A 15447-nucleotide genomic window follows, 5' to 3' on the forward strand; every position below is an offset into this window, starting at 1 on the left:
ATCAGGGTGTTCAGCCCTTGAAGCGCGGGAACGCGCTGCGGCCCGCGTACACCGCGGCGTCGTCGAGGATCTCCTCGATGCGCAGCAGCTGGTTGTACTTGGCGACGCGGTCCGAGCGGGCCGGGGCGCCGGTCTTGATCTGGCCGCAGTTCACGGCGACCGCGAGGTCGGCGATGGTGACGTCCTCGGTCTCACCGGAGCGGTGCGACATCATGCACTTGAAACCGTTGCGCTGGGCCATCTCGACGGCGTCCAGGGTCTCGGTCAGCGAACCGATCTGGTTCACCTTGACGAGCAGGGCGTTCGCGGAGCCCTCTTCGATGCCGCGGGCGAGACGCTCGGGGTTGGTGACGAAGAGGTCGTCGCCGACGATCTGGACCTTGGAGCCCAGCTTGTCGGTGAGGACCTTCCAGCCCGCCCAGTCGTCTTCGTACAGCGGGTCCTCGATGGACACGAGCGGGAACGCGGAGACGAGCTCCTCGTAGTACTCGGTCATCTCGGCGGCCGAGCGGGACTGGCCCTCGAACTCGTACTTGCCGTCCTTGTAGAACTCGGACGCGGCGACGTCGAGCGCGAGCGCGATGTCCTTGCCCGGGACGTAGCCGGCCTGCTTGATGGCCTCGACGATGAGGTCGAGCGCGGCGCGGTTCGACTCCAGGTTCGGCGCGAAGCCGCCCTCGTCGCCCAGACCGGTGGAGAGGCCCTTGGTGTGCAGGACCTTCTTGAGGGTGTGGTAGACCTCGGCACCCCAGCGAAGGGCCTCGGAGAAGGACTCCGCACCGATCGGGGCGATCATGAATTCCTGGATGTCGACGTTGGAGTCGGCGTGCGACCCACCGTTCAGGATGTTCATCATCGGAACGGGCAGCAGGTGCGCGTTCGGGCCGCCGAGGTAGCGGAAGAGCGGGAGGTCCGAGGCCTCGGACGCGGCGTGCGCGACGGCGAGGGAGACGCCGAGGATGGCGTTGGCGCCGAGGGAGCCCTTGTTCTCGGTGGCGTCCAGGTCGATCATCGCCTGGTCGATCAGGCGCTGCTCGGTGGCGTCGTAGCCGACGAGCTCCGGGCCGAGCTGCTCGATGACGGCCAGGACGGCCTTCTCGACGCCCTTGCCCATGTAGCGGTTGGGGTCACCGTCGCGGAGCTCTACGGCTTCGAACGCTCCGGTGGAGGCGCCGGACGGAACTGCAGCACGGCCGGTGCTGCCATCGTCGAGGCCAACCTCGACCTCGACCGTGGGGTTGCCTCGGGAGTCCAGGATTTCCCGGGCTACGACGACGTCGATGGACGGCACGAGCATCTCCTTCTGGGATGTGACGCTGGGTGTGCGGTGGCGTGTCAGGCCGTGGGATGGCCTTGCCGCTTAGAGCCTAACCGCCTCCGGGGCCTCGGCCACCCGACCGCCCGGGTCCTGGGACGAAAAAGGGCCTGAATGCCCCTCTTACAGGACATAGGGCCCTTGATCACCGACGTTCCGGAGACCCCGTCAGGCCGGAGGCCCGCACACAGCACCGCCCGGCGCGAAGGGGGTTACGCGCCGGGCGGTGGAATCGCGTGGTGGAGCTACGCGACGGAACTACTGCGTGTCGCCGAAGCGGACGCCATCGTTCTCACAGGTTTCAGCTGAGGTTCAGCTTCTGACCCGGGTAGATCAGGTCGGCGTCCGACACGATCTCCTTGTTGAGCTCGAAGAGCTTCTCCCAGCCACCGGACACGTTGTTCGCGTCGGCGATCGCACCCAGCGTGTCGCCGGACTTGACCTCGTAGGAGCCGTTGCCCGTCTTGGGGGTCTCGGTCTTCGGCGCGGCGGCCGGGCGCTCGGAGCGGGTCGTCGGAGCCTCGACGCGCTTGGTCTCCTTCTTCGGAGCCTCGGTCTTCGGCTTCGGCGCGGCCGGCTTCGGCTGCGTCTTCGGCTTGGAGGGGGTGGTCTGCCCCGACCCGCCGGTGTAGGAGGAGTTCGACAGGCCGACGCCGCAGGACGGCCAGGCGCCCTTGCCCTGGCCCTTGAGGACCTTCTCGGCGATGGCTATCTGCTGCGACTTGGAGGCCTGGTTGGCCTGCGCGGCGTACGCCTTGCCGCCGTACGCGGCCCAGGTGGAGGACGAGAACTGCAGGCCGCCGTAGTAGCCGTTGCCCGTGTTGATGGACCAGTTGCCGCCCGACTCGCACGAGGCGACGCGGTCCCACTCGGCGCCGGTCGCGGCGGAAGCGGTGCCCGCGGCCATCAGCGGCGCGGCCACGGCCACACCGGCGACACCGGCGAGCGTGACGAGACGGACAGACCGCTGAATGGCAGCGCCGCGACGGTGCTTGCCCTTGCCCGAAAGCAGCATGGAGTTCTCCTCACCGACGCCTACGAGGTGAGCTGTCGGGTTCGGGCGAGTGAGTGCCCGGCCGAGCGACCTAGCGCTTGGCTTAACCCCTAGCCGGCGATGTGACCGTCTCTCAACGGCCGCTGCCGGCGCCTACCTTGGTTCCCCCGCTCCTGCCTTCGGCGCTTTACGCGACGAGTGTTCCCTCCGTCCGCCGGCAGGATTCGGCGATGCGGTCGAAGGAGCCCGCGGTGGCGAGCGATTCAGAAGGTAGACAGGTCTCCCCCCGATGTTCAACGAGGAACATCGGGGGGAAACGGTGCCTACTTGCGCTCCCCGGAAGGACGTTTGCGCAGGTGAGGGCGGGGTTTGCGGAACGCTCCGGGCCTGACACGCCAGTTGACCTGAAGAGACACATGTCTCACTTACAGAAAACGGACAATCAGCTGGTTCCGGGCGCCTCAAGTGTCCCTATTAGTGCGTTAGATCCAGGTTCTGGCCGGGCTTGATGAGGTCCGCATCTCCGCCGATGACCTGCTCGTTGGCCTCATAGAGACCCTTCCAGCCGCCCTTCACTCCGTTGGCGTCCGCGATCTCGATCAGGCTGTCGCCCGCCTTCACGGTGTACGTCGCCTCCGACGCGGCATCAGACGCGGCGGGCGCCTCGACCGCGGCCGGGCCGCGGTGCTTGCCGCCGCCGCCGGTCGCGCCGGGGGTCGCCGTCCCATCCGGAGCGGTGGAGGCGCCGGGTGCGCCCGGGGTCGTCGGGGCCGTGGGATCAACCGGGTTGACCGGATTTGCCGGGTTCGCGGAGTTCCCGGGATCGGTCGGGTCGATCGGGTTGGCCGGGTCGAGCGGGGACACGGGGGTCGTCGGGCCCACCGGCGCGGTCGGGTCCGTGGACGGCGGAGCCACCGGCGTGGTGGGGCCGACCGGAGCGGTCGGGTCCGTGGACGGCGGCGTCACCGGGGCCGTGGGGTCCACCGGGCTCGTGGGAGCCGTCGGGTCGCCCGGGAGTCCCGGGGGCGTCTCCAGGTCCGGCGCGGGCATGACGGGCAGTTCGCCGGGCACGCCGATCGGATAGTCGGGCTGCGTCGAGGCCGACGGGGCCTCGGGAGCCGGGCTCTTCGGCGTAGGGGCCCCGAAGTCCGTGGAGGGCTTGCCCGAGCCGGTGTGGGGCACGGAGTCGTCCGGGCGGGACGGGGTCGGGGCGAGGGATCCGGAACCGCCGGGCAGGCCCGGGTCCACCTCGGCCGCGGGCGCGTCCTGCGTCAGACCGGCCCGCACTCCGCACAGCGGCCACGCCTGGGGCCCCTGGGAAGCCAGCACCCGCTCCGCCACGGCGATCTGCTGGGAGCGGCTGGCGAGGTCGGCGCGCTGCGCGAAGTCGAGTCCACCGGCGTTCTTCCACTGCTCCTGGCTGAACTGCAGCCCGCCGTAGGCGCCACCGCCGAAGTTGGCGCTCCAGGTTCCGCCGCTCTCGCACTCGGCGACCTGGTCCCATGTGGAGGTCTCCGCGGCGCTCGCGCCCGTGGCGGCGAGCAGCGGCAGGGCGAGGGCGGTGCCGGTGACTCCGGCGGTGACGACAAGTGCGGGCACTTGTCGGGGGCGTCTGTGGCGGCCGTTCCCGGAACGCATGAGGCTGCACCTTTCGCATAACGGCGGGGTAACGGCAGAACCTAGCGGCCTTCGAACGCCTGTCACAAGTTTGGGCAGCCAACTGACTTCAGGTCAGGCCGGTTTCAGGTGTTTTGGGCGGTGGATTCGGCCGAGAAGCGGACCGGGAGCGTCCGCAGCCCCCGCATGATGAGCCCACCGCGCCAGCGCAGCTCCTCGGGCCCCACAGCCAGTTCCAGATCGGGCAGCCGGGTCAGCAGGGTCGCGAGCGCCGTCTGCCCTTCGAGCCGGGCGAGCGGAGCGCCCAGGCAGTAGTGGATGCCGTGCCCGTATCCGAGGTGCTGGTTGTCCGTCCGGGAGAGGTCCAGCGCGTCCGGGTCGTCGAACCGCTCGGGGTCCCGGTCGGCGGCCGCCAGGACCACCAGTACCGGATCGCCCGCCGCGATCCGCCGGCCGCCGAGCTCGAAGGCCTCGGTGGCGAACCGCCAGGTGGCCAGCTCCACGGGGCCGTCGTAGCGCAGCAGCTCCTCCACGCCGGTCTCCAGCAGTCCGCTCTCGCCGGCGGCGAGGGAGAGCTGGAGGCGTTCGCGCTGCTCCGGGTTCATGAAGAGGGAGTGGACCCCGTTGCCGATGAGATTGACCGTGGTCTCGAACCCCGCGAACAAGAGGATGAAAGCCATCGCGGTGGCCTCGGCCTCCGTCAGGTGGTCACCGTGGTCGCTGGCCCGGATCAGATCGGAGATCAGGTCGTCGCCGAGGTCGTCGCGCTTGCGGTGGATGAGCTCGCCGAGATAGGTGCGCATCTGCTTCACGGACCGGGCCACCCCGCCGCGCGGCCCGCCGCCGTGCCGGATCATCATGCCCGCCCAGTCGCGGAAGTCGTCCTGGTCCTCTCGCGGTACACCGAGCATCTCGCAGATGGCGTAGATGGGGAGCGGGAAGGCGAACTCGTGGATGAGGTCGGCCTCGCCCTTCTCCGCGAACTGGTCGATGAGGTGGTCGGTCAGCTCCTGCACCCTCGGGGTGAACTCGGCGACCCTGCGCGGGGTGAACGCCTTCGACACCAGACGGCGCAGCCGGGTGTGGTCCGGCGGGTCGATGTTGAGGAGATGGGTCATCAGCTCCGCCTTGCGCTCCCCGGGGATCCCGGTGCGGCCCTTGGCGTGCGCGGAGCCCTCGTGGTGGGCCGGGTTCTTGCTGAGCCGCTGGTCGGCGAGGGCCTGGCGGGCGTCGGCGTACCGGGTGACGAGCCAGGCCTCGACCCCGCTGGGGAGCGTGGTGCGGTGCACGGGGGCGTGCTCGCGCAGCCAGGCGTACGCCGGGTACGGGTCGGTCGCGAACTCCCAGTCGAACAGGGTCGGCGGTGGGGCGGATCCGTCCACCGGTCCGTCCGTGGATCCGTCCACGGACTGCTCGGCGGTGGGCTCTTCTGCGGCTGCGGGGGTCTGCTCGTGCACCCGGAGACCGTATCCCGCCCGCCACCCGACACCCCATATGAGCTATTTATCGCGGCTGTCCGTAGATCGGCCGTGGCTTGACCTCACGTTCTCCGGCGTTCCTACTTTCGGTTTTGTGGATGTGAGGATCTTGAAAAGCAGCTTCGCGGTGGTGGAGAGACGGGCCGAGCACGCGGTCAAGTTCTTCTACTCCCACCTCTTCTGGCACAACCCCGGAGTCCGTGATCTCTTCCCGGCCTCCCTCGAAGACATGGAACGGCAGCGGGACCGGCTCTTCGCCGCGCTCACCCATGTGATCGCCCACCTGGAGAACCAGACGCTCGTCCCCTATCTACGCGACCTCGGCCGCGACCACCGCAAGTTCCTGGCGGGCCCCGAGCACTACGCGGCCGTGGGCACCAGCCTGATCGCCGCGCTCGCCGAGGCCTCCGGGTCCGCCTGGCACCCCCAGGCGGAAAAGGCCTGGTCAGAGGCGTATCAGGTGATCGCCGACGCGATGATGGCCGGAGCCGCCGAGAGCGAGGACCCGCCCTGGTGGGACGCGGAAGTCGTACGCCACCTGCTGTACGGGGAGGACATCGGCGTCCTCACGCTCCGCCCGCACGCGCACTTCCCCCATCTCCCCGGCCAGTACACGAGCGTGAGCAGCGACCGGGTGCCGACGACCTGGCGCACGTACTCCCTGGGGAACGCGCCCCGCGCCGACGGCACGCTCGACCTGCACGTCAGCCGGATCGAGGGCGGCCGCCTCAGTACCGCCCTGATCCGTGAGACGCAGCCCGGGGACGTGCTGCGGCTCGGTGCGGCCGGCGGGCAGATGACCTTCCGCCGCGAGGACCGCCCGGTCAGCTTCATCGCCGCCGGCACCGGCTGGGCGCCGGTCCGCGCGATGCTGGAGGACCTGGCGCACCACCCTCCCGATCAGGACGTGCGGCTCTTCGTGGTCGCACGGGACGCCGCGCACCTCTACGACCGCCCGCTCATCGACGCGTACGGGGACTCCCTGGACTGGCTGAGCGTCACCTACATCACCCCCGCCCCCGGCCAGCACCGCAAGCAGGCCACCGACCGGCTCGCGACCGCGCTCAGCAACCGCGGGCTCTGGCCCGACCAGGACGTCTACCTGAGCGGTCCGCCGCAGTTCATCCGGGAGACCTCGTACCTCCTGGAGGAACTCGGCGCGCGCCCCGACCGGATCTTCTACGACTCCGTACCCGCCGGTGGCAGGAACCAGGAGGACGGAGGCCGTCCGATGGGCTTCAGCGAGTGGTTCCTGAACCGGCCCGACCCGCACTGGCACAACCCGTCGGGCCGCGCTCCCCGGGAGTATTGAGAACGCCGCTGCCTGACGCCTCCGCCGCTGAGGGTTATCCGCCGACACCCTCGGCCGCACGGATCGCGTCCCGGTAGGTCCGGGCCGCCGCGCGCAGCGCGGTCTCCGGGTCGGTCCCCGCCGCCTCGGCCTGCGCCGCCAGTTCCAGCAGCTCGTACCCGACGCCCTCTCCGCGGGGCAGTTCCACGGGCACCGCCCCCGCTCGGGCGCGGCCCGCCAGCTTGGCCGCGAGCGCGAGACCGGGCTGGCCGAGCGGGATCCCGTCGGTCACCGACTCCCGCTGCTTCTCCTCCTGCTTGGTGCGCTGCCAGTGCGCGTGCACGTCCTCCGGGGTCTGTGCCGTCGCGTCGCCGAAGACGTGCGGGTGCCGGTGGATCAGCTTCTCGACGAGGGCCCCGGCCACGTCGTCGATGGAGAACGGCTCGCCCTCCTCCCCCTCTTCACCGGGGACGCCCTCCTCCGCGATGCGCGCGTGGAAGACCACCTGGAGCAGGACGTCCCCGAGCTCCTCGCGCAGTTCCTCGCGGTCCCCGGCCTCGATGGCCTCGACCAGCTCGTAGGCCTCTTCGATGGCGTACTTCGCCAGCCCCTCGTGGGTCTGCTCCGAGGTCCAGGGGCATTCGCGCCGGACCCGGTCCATGACCTGGACGAGGTCGAGCAGGCGTGCGCCGGGCAGATCGTACGAGCCCGGCAGCAGCTCCAGGTCCGGTACGGCGACCCGGCCCGAGCCGGCGAAGCGGGCCAGCCCGTCGGTGAGCCGCCGGTCGCCCTCCCCGCTGAGCAGGACGACGACCGTGTGCCCGCCGGCGCACTCCTCGATCAGTGCCTGGGCGTCGGGGCTCTCCAGCGTCACCTCGACGCCCGCCTCGCGGAGGTAGGGGAGCTGGACGTGGCCTGGGTCGGCGCACAGCACCCGGTGCGCGGCGTGCAGGGTCTGCCAGGCCGGCCAGGACAGCATGCCGGGGGCCACCCGGTGGCTCGTGGTCAGCAGCACGATGCGGCCGGTGGGCTCGGAGGACACGTCGTCAGTCACCCTCCGAACCTACCTCCCCCGGGAGGCGGCCTAGGCGCCGGTGGGGGGCTGCTCCGGCCGGGTGACCTGGGTGATCCACGGGGTGGAGTGCTCGCCGAGGGTGACCCGCTGGGGGTCCCAGACGCCGTAGCGCGGGTTGACCTCGATGCCGAGCTGGGCCGCGGCCTTCGCGGCGGGCTCGGCGAGCTTGCCCTCGCCGTACTTGGCGTTCAGCTTCTCGAAGAGCACCTGGTCACGGACCCAGCGCTCGATCTGGTCGGGGGCGACGGCGGCCTTCTGCAAGATCGCCTCCTCGAAGGCCGCGGCCCCGCGGTTGCCCTCGTCGTAGGCCTTGCGGGCGTCCTGGAGCTCCTTGGGGGTGACGGAGATCCCGGCGTCCTTCGCCATCCGGTCGATGATCCGGCTCTGCAGCATCGTGCTGAGCTTGACCCGGTCGAGCTGCGGGACGGCCGCGATGAGCTCGGCCGCATGTTCGGAGCTGTTCTGTGCGGTGCGGACGTCGTTCACCTGGGCCTGGAGCGCGGAGGTGGTGATCCGTTCGCCGCCGATCACGGCCGCGGTGCCGGGGCGGGCTTCGCCCGAGCACGCGGACAGCAGAGGGGCCGCCAGGAGCAGGGCGGCGGAAACGGAGAGCGCTGTGCGACGGTGCAAAGGAGCCTCCAGGGCCGGGAGATTGTGCTTCGGTGCACAAGGGCCGTGCGGTGATCGATGTTATGCAGTCGAGGTGATCAGAGCCACTGGTTCGACCAACGATTCCGGGGGTGTTGGGGTTCGCGTCCCCCTACGGCCATCCTTCGGCCCACCGGGAGTGCCACGGTCGCCCCACCATGTCGACACCGCACCGCTCCCCGCGCCGCCCCTCCCTGCTCGGCTCGGCGCTCGCCGCCCTGGTCACGGTGGTGGCCGTGAGTGCCGGGGACGCCGTGGCGCGCGTCTTCCCGTACGGGCCGCGCCACCGCAGCATCAACGACCTCGGCAATCAGTTCGTGCCGTTCCACGCGCACCTGTGGGACCTGCTGCACGGGCGCGCCGCGGGCGGACTGCTGCTGAACTGGCAGTCCGGGTACGGGACCAGCTTCCTGCCCGACTTCGGGACCTACCTGACCAGCCCGTTCGCGGTCCTGGTGGGGCTGTTCCCGCGCCAGGACATCGACCTCGCGGTGTACGTGGTCACCCTGCCCAAGACGGCGGCCGCCGCGGCGGCGATGGCCTGGCTGCTGCGCACGCAGCGGCGCGGCCCGGCGTGGGCGGCGGGGCTGCTCGGGGCCTCGTACGCGCTGTGCGGCTGGTCGGTGATCGAGGCCTCGTACAACCCGATGTGGATGGACGGGCTGATCGCCTTTCCGCTCCTGTGTCTGACGGGTGAGTGGGCGCTGCGCTCGCGCCGCCCCGCCGTGGCCGTCGTGGTGGTGGCGCTCTGCTGGACGGCGAACTTCTACACCGCCTACATGGCCACGCTGGGCGCGGTCCTGGTGCTGCTGGTGCGGCTGCTCCTCACCCGGGAGGGCGTGGCCGATCGGCTACGGGTCCTCGCGCGGGCGGCGCTGACCACCACGCTCGGCGTCGCCCTGTCGGCTCCGGTGCTCGTGCCCCTCTTCCTCAGCTCGAAGCAGGCCTACCCCGGGTGGTTCAAGCCCTTCGTGCCGACGTCGACCGAGGACCTGCTGGCCCGGCTGCTGCCCGCCACCTACTCCTTCTCCTCCCCCGCCCTGTTCATCGGCACCGGGACCCTGCTGCTCGCGGCGGCCCTGCCCTTCCACCGTGCCGTGGCCGGGCGGGAGCGGCTGGTGTGGACGGGGCTCGTCCTGCTGGTCCTGCTGTCCTTCCAGTGGGTGCCGACGCACCTGGCCTGGCACCTCTTCGCGACGCCCAACGGCAGCCCGTACCGGCAGACCTTCGTGCTGGCCGGGATCGTGGTGATGGCCGCCTGGGCGGGGCTCTCGGCCGGCCCGCCCCGGCCGTGGGCGCTGGCGGGCGGGGCCGGGGTGCTGACGGCCGTACTGCTCGCGGCGACCGGGAGCCGGCTGGCGACCTCGTGGGGGCTCGCCCTCTTCGGCGGCGGCCTGGTCCTGGCGGGGGCCGCCTGGTGGGCGCTGCGCCACCGGCGCCTGGTCCTGCCGGCGGTGGCCGTGCTGGCGCTGGTCCTGCTGGCCCAGGCGGCGGCGACCACCGCCCAGGGGCACCGGGGCAAGCTGGCGGGCCTGGACGACTACCCGGTGTGGGGCGCGGCGCACACCGCGCGGGCCGACGCCCTGGCGGGCGCCGAGGGCTGGCCCGCGTACCGCACGGACGCCGGGCGGCCCGCGCTGACCGGCAACGACCCGATGCTGCTGGGCGGGGAGGGCGGCGCGTACTACAGCAGCCACACCCCGGACCTGTTCACGCGGACCATGGTGGCCCTCGGGGCGGGCTGGACCTCGCGCGGCCGCAACGTACAGAGCCTCGACAACCCGGTGACGGACGCCGTGTTCTCCGTCGGCGCCCGGCTGCGGCCGGACGGCACGGTCGCGCGGGCCGAGGTCCCGCCGCTGGTCACCGTCCGCCCGCAGGGCCCGGAACCGGCGTACGGGGCCTCGCCCTTCGCCAACCAGGAGCTGCTGCTGGGCGCGCGGGTGTACGAGGATCCGCTCTCCCCCGGGGTCTGCCGGACGGGGACCGAGGCCTTCCTGTGGGCCCCGGAGCACAACGGGACGGCCCGCCTCGCGGACGGGGCGGCCTTCCGGCTGAACGCCAACCCGCCGCGCAACAGGGCGGCCCTGCAGCCCATGGGGCCCTCGCACGGCCCGGCCTCGAAGCTGGTCTTCGAGGCCGCGGCTCCCGCGCACTGGCAGCTGTCCTGCCTGGACCGCTCCCTGCTGACCGCGGCCGTGGCCCGGCTGCGCGCCACGGCCGCGGTGTCCGTACGGGTCGGCTCCTCGGGCGTCCGGGCGGAGCTCCCGCCGGGCAGCACAGGCACGGCGGTGCTCTCCGTCCCCGCGATCGCGGGCTGGACCTGCAACGGACGCCCGGCCGCCGCCCGGCTGGGCCTGGTCGCGATCCCGCTGGACGGGCGCACCACCAGCCTCACCTGTACCTTCCGCCCCCCGGGCCTGGTCCCGGGCGCGGTGGCCGCGGGGGTGGCCCTGGTGGTCCTGGCGGCCCTGCTGGGACTGCCCGGGCGGCCCGGGCCGCTCGCGGCGGGCGGGCGGCTCCGGCGTCGGCTTCGGCGGCCCGACCCGGCCGGAGCGCCGGCGGACCTGCCGAGGCCCGCGGCGCCGGCGGACCTGCCCCGGCCCGAGCGTCAGCGGACCTGACCCAGCCAGAGCAGGGTGCGGCGGACCTCCTCGGTGAAGGGGTGGTTCGGGCCGTGCAGGCGTTCCGCGTCGAAGAGGAGGCGGGCCAGGGTGTCGTGGGCCGCCGGGCGGTCGCCGAGGGAGAGCAGCAGGTGCGCTATCCGGCGGCGGACCTCCAGCGGGAGTCCCGGGTCCGGGTTCGCGTAGTGGTTCTCGAAGAGCGGCAGCAGCGCCCGGTACTCGGCGAGGGCGGCCGCCGGTTCGCCGAGCTGCTCCAGGCACTGGGCCGCGTCGTAGCGGAAGCGCAGGGACTGCGGGTCGCCGGCCGGGAACTCCTCCGCGAGCCGCCGCAGTTCGGGCAGGGCGCGGCGGTACTGGCCGTCATCCATCAGGGTGGCCGCGTACTGCTTGCGCAGGGAGCGGACCACCGGTGAGTGCGCGCCGTGCTGCTCGGCCGCCGCCGGGAGGATCCCGCCGAGGATGTCCACGGCCTGGGTGAGCCTGCCCTGGTCGAGGAGCTTCTTGGCCTCCTCCACGGCCGCCGGGACGTCCGGCCTCGGCGGCTGGGGCGGGGTGGCGGGCCGGGGCGGGATCACGGTGGCGCGGTCGGGCCAGGGGGCCTGCGGGCGCAGGAAGGGGCGGGTCGGGTCGAGGGGGCCGGTCGGGGCGCCCGAGCCGTGGTGGGGCAGCAGCGGAGCGAGGGCCGCGTACACCGCCTGCGCGGAGGCGGGCCGGTCCTGCGGGTCCTTGGCCAGCAGCTTCAGCAGCAGGGCTTCCAGCTGCTGCGGGACCTCGGGGCGCAACTGGCGGACCGGCAGCGGGGGTTCGTACAGGTGGCGGTGGAGCACCCCGAGCGCCGTGGAGCCGGCGAAGGGGACGTTGCCGGACAGCAGCTCGTACAGGACCACGCCGAGCGCGTAGAGGTCGGTGTGCGGGCCCACGGCTCCGCCCATGGCCTGCTCGGGGGCCATGTACGCGGGGCTGCCGATGGGCGAACCGGTGCTGGTGAGGCGGGTGGTGTCGGTGTCCATCACGGAGGCGACGCCGAGGTCCAGGACCAGGACGGTCCCGTCGGGGCGGACCATGACGTTGCGCGGCTTCAGGTCCCGGTGGACGATCGGCACCGCGTGCACGGCCGACAGCACCGAGCACAGCTGCGCGATCACCGAGACCGCCCACGGCCACGGATAGGGGTCGTGCTCGGCGAGGTGGTCAGCGAGGTCGGCGCCCTCCACGTACTGCATGACGAGGTACAGCTCGTCGCCGTCGCTGCCCGCGTCGTGCACGGTGACCAGCCCGGGGTGGTCGACCTGGGCCGTGACCCGGCATTCGCGCACGAAGCGGCGGCGCAGTTCCTCGGCCACGGAGCCGGGGCCCGCCACCTTGTCGGGGCGCAGCAGTTTGACCGCGACCCGGCGGTCCAGGCGCCGGTCGTACGCCGTCCAGACCTGGCCCATGCCGCCCTGGCCGAGGATGGTGGCGAGCTGGTAGCGGTCGCCGATGAGCCGGTCCGTCACGGGCGGGGGTCCTCGTCGCGGGGCGGCTGCTGGCGGCGCAGGAGCTCGCTGAGCTCGTCGAGTTCGGCGCGGACCTGCCCGATGCGCGGGGGCGGCGTCGGGGCGGTCCCGGACTCGTGGGTCTGCTGCGGGGCGGGCTGCTGGGGCTGGTGCTGCTGCGGGGGCTGCTGGTGGTGGTGCTGCTGCGGGCCGGTCTGGGCCACCGGCGGGTAGCCGTAGGCGGGCCGGGTCTGCTGCTGGGGCGGCACGTACGAGGAGGCGGGCGGCGGGTACCAGCCGGCCGCCCCGGGCCCGGCCTTGAGCGCCTCGAAGTGCCGGATCTCGGCGACCAGGTAGTAGATGCACACCACGAGGCCGGTCAGGAGGATGCCGAAGGCCCCCGCGTTGCCCTGCCAGCCGCTGGTGTCGGGGGTCGGGTCCGCGCCGATCAGCGCGAGCGAGACGACGAGGGCCGCGACGGAGCCTCCCATCAGCCACCAGTCCCGGGTCTTACGGGTGACCAGCGCGAGCCGCAGCATCGTCCCCCAGGCGAGGAACCCGCAGCTCAGGATGGGCAGCAGCGCGAACAGCACGCGGAGCGCCACCACGCCCCCGGTGCTGGGCTGGTGACCGTGGGGCGGCGGAATGCCGGGGCCGTGCATCGCTGCTCCTGACGGGCCGTGCGGAGAAAAGGTGGAGGATTCCGGGTCAGAGCGTATACAGCGTTCCCGGCCGGGAGTGAGGGGATGCGCTCAACCGTTGTACGGTCGCGGCCTAGGCCGTCATTCCGGCCGGACCGTGCCGTCCGACAGCCCGTCGTACAGCCCCTGTACGAGCTGCTCCCCGAGCCGGGCGGCCAGCCTCAGGGCGTCCTCGAACTCGGCCAGCGCCCGGAACCGCGCCCCGTAGACCTCCTGCTCGGTCCGCGGCAGCCGGGGCAGTTCGAGGCGGCGCACGTCGAGCCGGGTCGTGGTGGAGGCGTGGCTGCTGGCGCGCCGGTTGTTGGCGGTGGCGCGCAGGAAGCCCGCCAGGAACCAGGGGTCCAGTGCGGCCGGATCGGGCCGCAGCAGCTGCAGGCCCCGGCCGAGCGCCGCCCCGGCGGTGGCCGCGTCGACCACGCGGGCCACACGGGCGCCTCCGGTGAGGGGGACGACCACGTCACCGGGCGCGGTCAGCAGCGGCTCCTCCGCGGCGTCGGCCAGGGTGCCGGACGGGCCGGTGCCGGCACTCACGTCGTGCTCGGTCAGGACGGGGAAGCGGCCCGCCCCGCTGCCGGTGCCCGTGTACAGCAGCAGGGCTCCCGCGCGGGCGAGTTCGCCGACGGTGGTCAGCGGCAGCCTGGCCGGCGCGGTGGCGGGCCTCTCCGGGGAGGCGGCGGGCGGGGCCGGCGGGGTGAGCCGGGCCGCGCGGGTCAGCGTCGAGTCCAGCCGGTCCCGTACGGCGGTCAGCTCGGCCACGCCTCCGCCCGCGGCGGGCGGCGGCAGGTGGCGGGCCGGGGTCAGGTCGACATCGTCGTCGAGCAGCTCCACGACGGGCACGACGCGGCGCACGCCCGGGATGTCCGCCGCGTCCGGGGCCGTGCCGCCGCGCTCGTACGCCGTCCAGGCCTCCTCCACCGCGCTGTGCACGGCGGCCCACCCGGACCGCCCGGTACCCGCTCCGGGACCGTCGGCGAGTGCGGCGGTGTCCACGAGGAGCAGCCCGGAGGGGGGCGCCGCGTGCGGGGCGGGCCTGCGCAGCACCCACAGGTGCAGCGGGATCCCGTACGGGGGCGCGGCGCCGGCCGGGAGGGCCACGACGGCCCGCAGCGCGCCCCGGCGCAGCAGGTCGGCGCGGATGCGGCGGCCCGAGCGGCGGGCGGCGGCGGCGGGCGGCATGAGCAGGACGGCGGTGCCGCCCTCGCGCAGGTGGGCCAGGGCGTGCTGGACCCAGGCGAGTTCGGATTCGGCGCGGGCCGGCAGTCCGTACTCCCAGCGCGGGTCGTAGGACAGCTCCTCGTGGCCCCAGTTGCGTTCGTTGAACGGCGGGTGGCAGAGCACGGCGTCGACCGGTTCGGCGGCGGGGCGCGCGAAGGCGTCGGCGCGCAGGCTGTCGGCGGCGGCCGCGCGGACCGGGGCGTCCGACTGGAGGGCGAGGCGCAGGGCGGCCAGCGCGGCGAGCTCGGGCGAACTGTCCTGCGCGTAGCGGGTGGTGGCCCCGGGAACGGCCCGCAGCAGGGTGCCGGTGCCGCAGGCGGGGTCCAGGACGGTCTGGGGGGACGGCCCGGCGAGGGCGGCCATGAGGGTGGCGAGCCCGTCCGGAGTGAGCGTGTACTGACGGGGGTTGACCTCGAGGTGGCGGCCGAGCAGGAACTCGAAGGCCCCCTTGGTGCCGAGTTCGGCGGCGAGTTCGGCGGCGGCCCGCAGGAAGGGCACCGCGGCGGGCGCCGGTGGGGCGGTGGTCCCGAGCGGGTGCACGGGCCCGAACCGCAGGGCGAGCACCCGGTCGAGGGCGGGCGCCAGCAGGGTGGCCATCCGCTCGTCGGAGACGGCCGCGGCCTCCAGCCACTTCCTGGGCCGGTCGCGTACGAGGAGCAGCGCGCTCCCGGCTCTGACGAGCGCGGCCACGGAGCCGCCGGGGTACGCGGCCACGTACTGCCAGACGCGCTCGCGCAGCGGGACCTCGGCCAGCTTGCCCTGGGCCCTGAGCCAGTCGGTGACCTCGGCCAGTGCGAAGGAGGGGCTGGTCTCGGTGCCGCCGACGGGGCGGGGGAAGTCGGCATGCCGGCGGCGCCAGTTGCTCACGGCGGCGCGGCCGACTCCCGCGAGGCGGGCGATCTCGGCGGCGGTGACTTCGGCGGGGGCTTCGGGGGCGGGCGCGTGGGGGGCGGCTGGGGCCTCGGTGGGGGGCTTCTGCTCCGGCATGTGCGCGAGCATACCGCTGCAAAGAGG

At 73.1% G+C, this 15447-nt stretch carries 11 protein-coding genes and 1 riboswitch; of the genes, 2 read left to right on the forward strand and 9 right to left on the reverse strand.

The annotated features are described in order from the left end of the window. Positions 1–10: 10 nt before the first annotated feature. From eno to OG435_RS18945, 4 genes are all read right to left on the reverse strand, one after another. A complete protein-coding gene (eno, locus tag OG435_RS18930) occupies positions 11–1297 on the reverse strand; it encodes a phosphopyruvate hydratase (RefSeq protein ID WP_266878132.1) in 1287 nt (428 codons plus the stop codon). Positions 1298–1616: 319 nt separating this feature from the next. After that, a complete protein-coding gene (locus OG435_RS18935) occupies positions 1617–2330 on the reverse strand; it encodes a transglycosylase family protein (protein ID WP_266878134.1) in 714 nt (237 codons plus the stop codon). A gap of 2 nt (positions 2331–2332) precedes the next feature. Further along, a riboswitch (cyclic di-AMP (ydaO/yuaA leader) is annotated at positions 2333–2504 on the reverse strand. A 279-nt stretch (positions 2505–2783) separates the two neighbouring features. Continuing rightward, positions 2784–3908 (reverse strand): transglycosylase family protein, encoded by a 1125-nt coding sequence (locus OG435_RS18940; RefSeq protein ID WP_323187845.1) that lies wholly within the window; start codon positions 3906–3908, stop codon positions 2784–2786. A 143-nt stretch (positions 3909–4051) separates the two neighbouring features. Then, a complete protein-coding gene (locus tag OG435_RS18945; protein WP_266881870.1) occupies positions 4052–5332 on the reverse strand; it encodes a cytochrome P450 family protein in 1281 nt (426 codons plus the stop codon). A 199-nt stretch (positions 5333–5531) separates the two neighbouring features. On the opposite strand from OG435_RS18945, the gene OG435_RS18950 reads away from it, so the two are divergent. After that, positions 5532–6716: a globin domain-containing protein gene (locus tag OG435_RS18950; RefSeq protein ID WP_323187846.1), complete on the forward strand. Its 1185-nt coding sequence runs from the start codon at positions 5532–5534 to the stop codon at positions 6714–6716. A 34-nt stretch (positions 6717–6750) separates the two neighbouring features. Here OG435_RS18950 and OG435_RS18955 read toward each other — a convergent pair whose 3' ends face one another. Both OG435_RS18955 and OG435_RS18960 read right to left on the reverse strand, forming a co-directional pair. Then, the gene (locus tag OG435_RS18955; RefSeq protein WP_430625653.1) at positions 6751–7749 is read right to left on the reverse strand and encodes a nucleoside triphosphate pyrophosphohydrolase; all 999 of its coding nucleotides are present in this window, start codon (positions 7747–7749) and stop codon (positions 6751–6753) included. A 30-nt stretch (positions 7750–7779) separates the two neighbouring features. Then, complete coding sequence (locus OG435_RS18960) at positions 7780–8400, reverse strand: SurA N-terminal domain-containing protein (RefSeq protein ID WP_266878138.1); 621 nt, start codon at positions 8398–8400, stop codon at positions 7780–7782. A gap of 176 nt (positions 8401–8576) precedes the next feature. Between OG435_RS18960 and OG435_RS18965 the strand changes: the two genes are divergently transcribed. Beyond that, on the forward strand, positions 8577–11042 hold the full coding sequence (locus OG435_RS18965) for a YfhO family protein (protein WP_266878140.1): 2466 nt from the start codon (positions 8577–8579) through the stop codon (positions 11040–11042). On the opposite strand, the gene OG435_RS18970 is transcribed toward OG435_RS18965, so the two are convergent. The 3 genes from OG435_RS18970 to OG435_RS18980 all read right to left on the reverse strand — a co-directional run bounded on the left by OG435_RS18970 (position 11030) and on the right by OG435_RS18980 (position 15420). Beyond that, a complete protein-coding gene (locus OG435_RS18970) occupies positions 11030–12538 on the reverse strand; it encodes a serine/threonine-protein kinase (protein WP_266878141.1) in 1509 nt (502 codons plus the stop codon). The two genes, OG435_RS18965 and OG435_RS18970, sit on opposite strands and share 13 nt — an antisense overlap. Beyond that, on the reverse strand, positions 12535–13179 hold the full coding sequence (locus OG435_RS18975) for a hypothetical protein (RefSeq protein WP_266878143.1): 645 nt from the start codon (positions 13177–13179) through the stop codon (positions 12535–12537). The genes OG435_RS18970 and OG435_RS18975 overlap by 4 nt, the downstream gene beginning before the upstream one ends. A 120-nt stretch (positions 13180–13299) precedes the next feature. Beyond that, the gene (locus OG435_RS18980; RefSeq protein ID WP_266878145.1) at positions 13300–15420 is read right to left on the reverse strand and encodes an N-6 DNA methylase; all 2121 of its coding nucleotides are present in this window, start codon (positions 15418–15420) and stop codon (positions 13300–13302) included. Between the last annotated feature and the right edge of the window lie 27 nt (positions 15421–15447).

Source organism: Streptomyces sp. NBC_01264 (assembly GCF_026340675.1).
In the GTDB taxonomy this organism is placed as follows: Bacteria; Actinomycetota; Actinomycetes; order Streptomycetales; family Streptomycetaceae; genus Streptomyces.

Bases quoted from the DNA above. Each gene is read 5' to 3' on its own strand.
- eno (WP_266878132.1), bottom strand. From the start codon at position 1,297: ATGCTCGTGCCGTCCATCGACGTCGTCGTAGCCCGGGAAATCCTGGAC.
- OG435_RS18935 (WP_266878134.1), bottom strand. From the start codon at position 2,330: ATGCTGCTTTCGGGCAAGGGCAAGCACCGTCGCGGCGCTGCCATTCAG.
- OG435_RS18965 (WP_266878140.1), top strand. From the start codon at position 8,577: ATGTCGACACCGCACCGCTCCCCGCGCCGCCCCTCCCTGCTCGGCTCG.
- OG435_RS18975 (WP_266878143.1), bottom strand. From the start codon at position 13,179: ATGCACGGCCCCGGCATTCCGCCGCCCCACGGTCACCAGCCCAGCACC.
- OG435_RS18980 (WP_266878145.1), bottom strand. From the start codon at position 15,420: ATGCCGGAGCAGAAGCCCCCCACCGAGGCCCCAGCCGCCCCCCACGCG.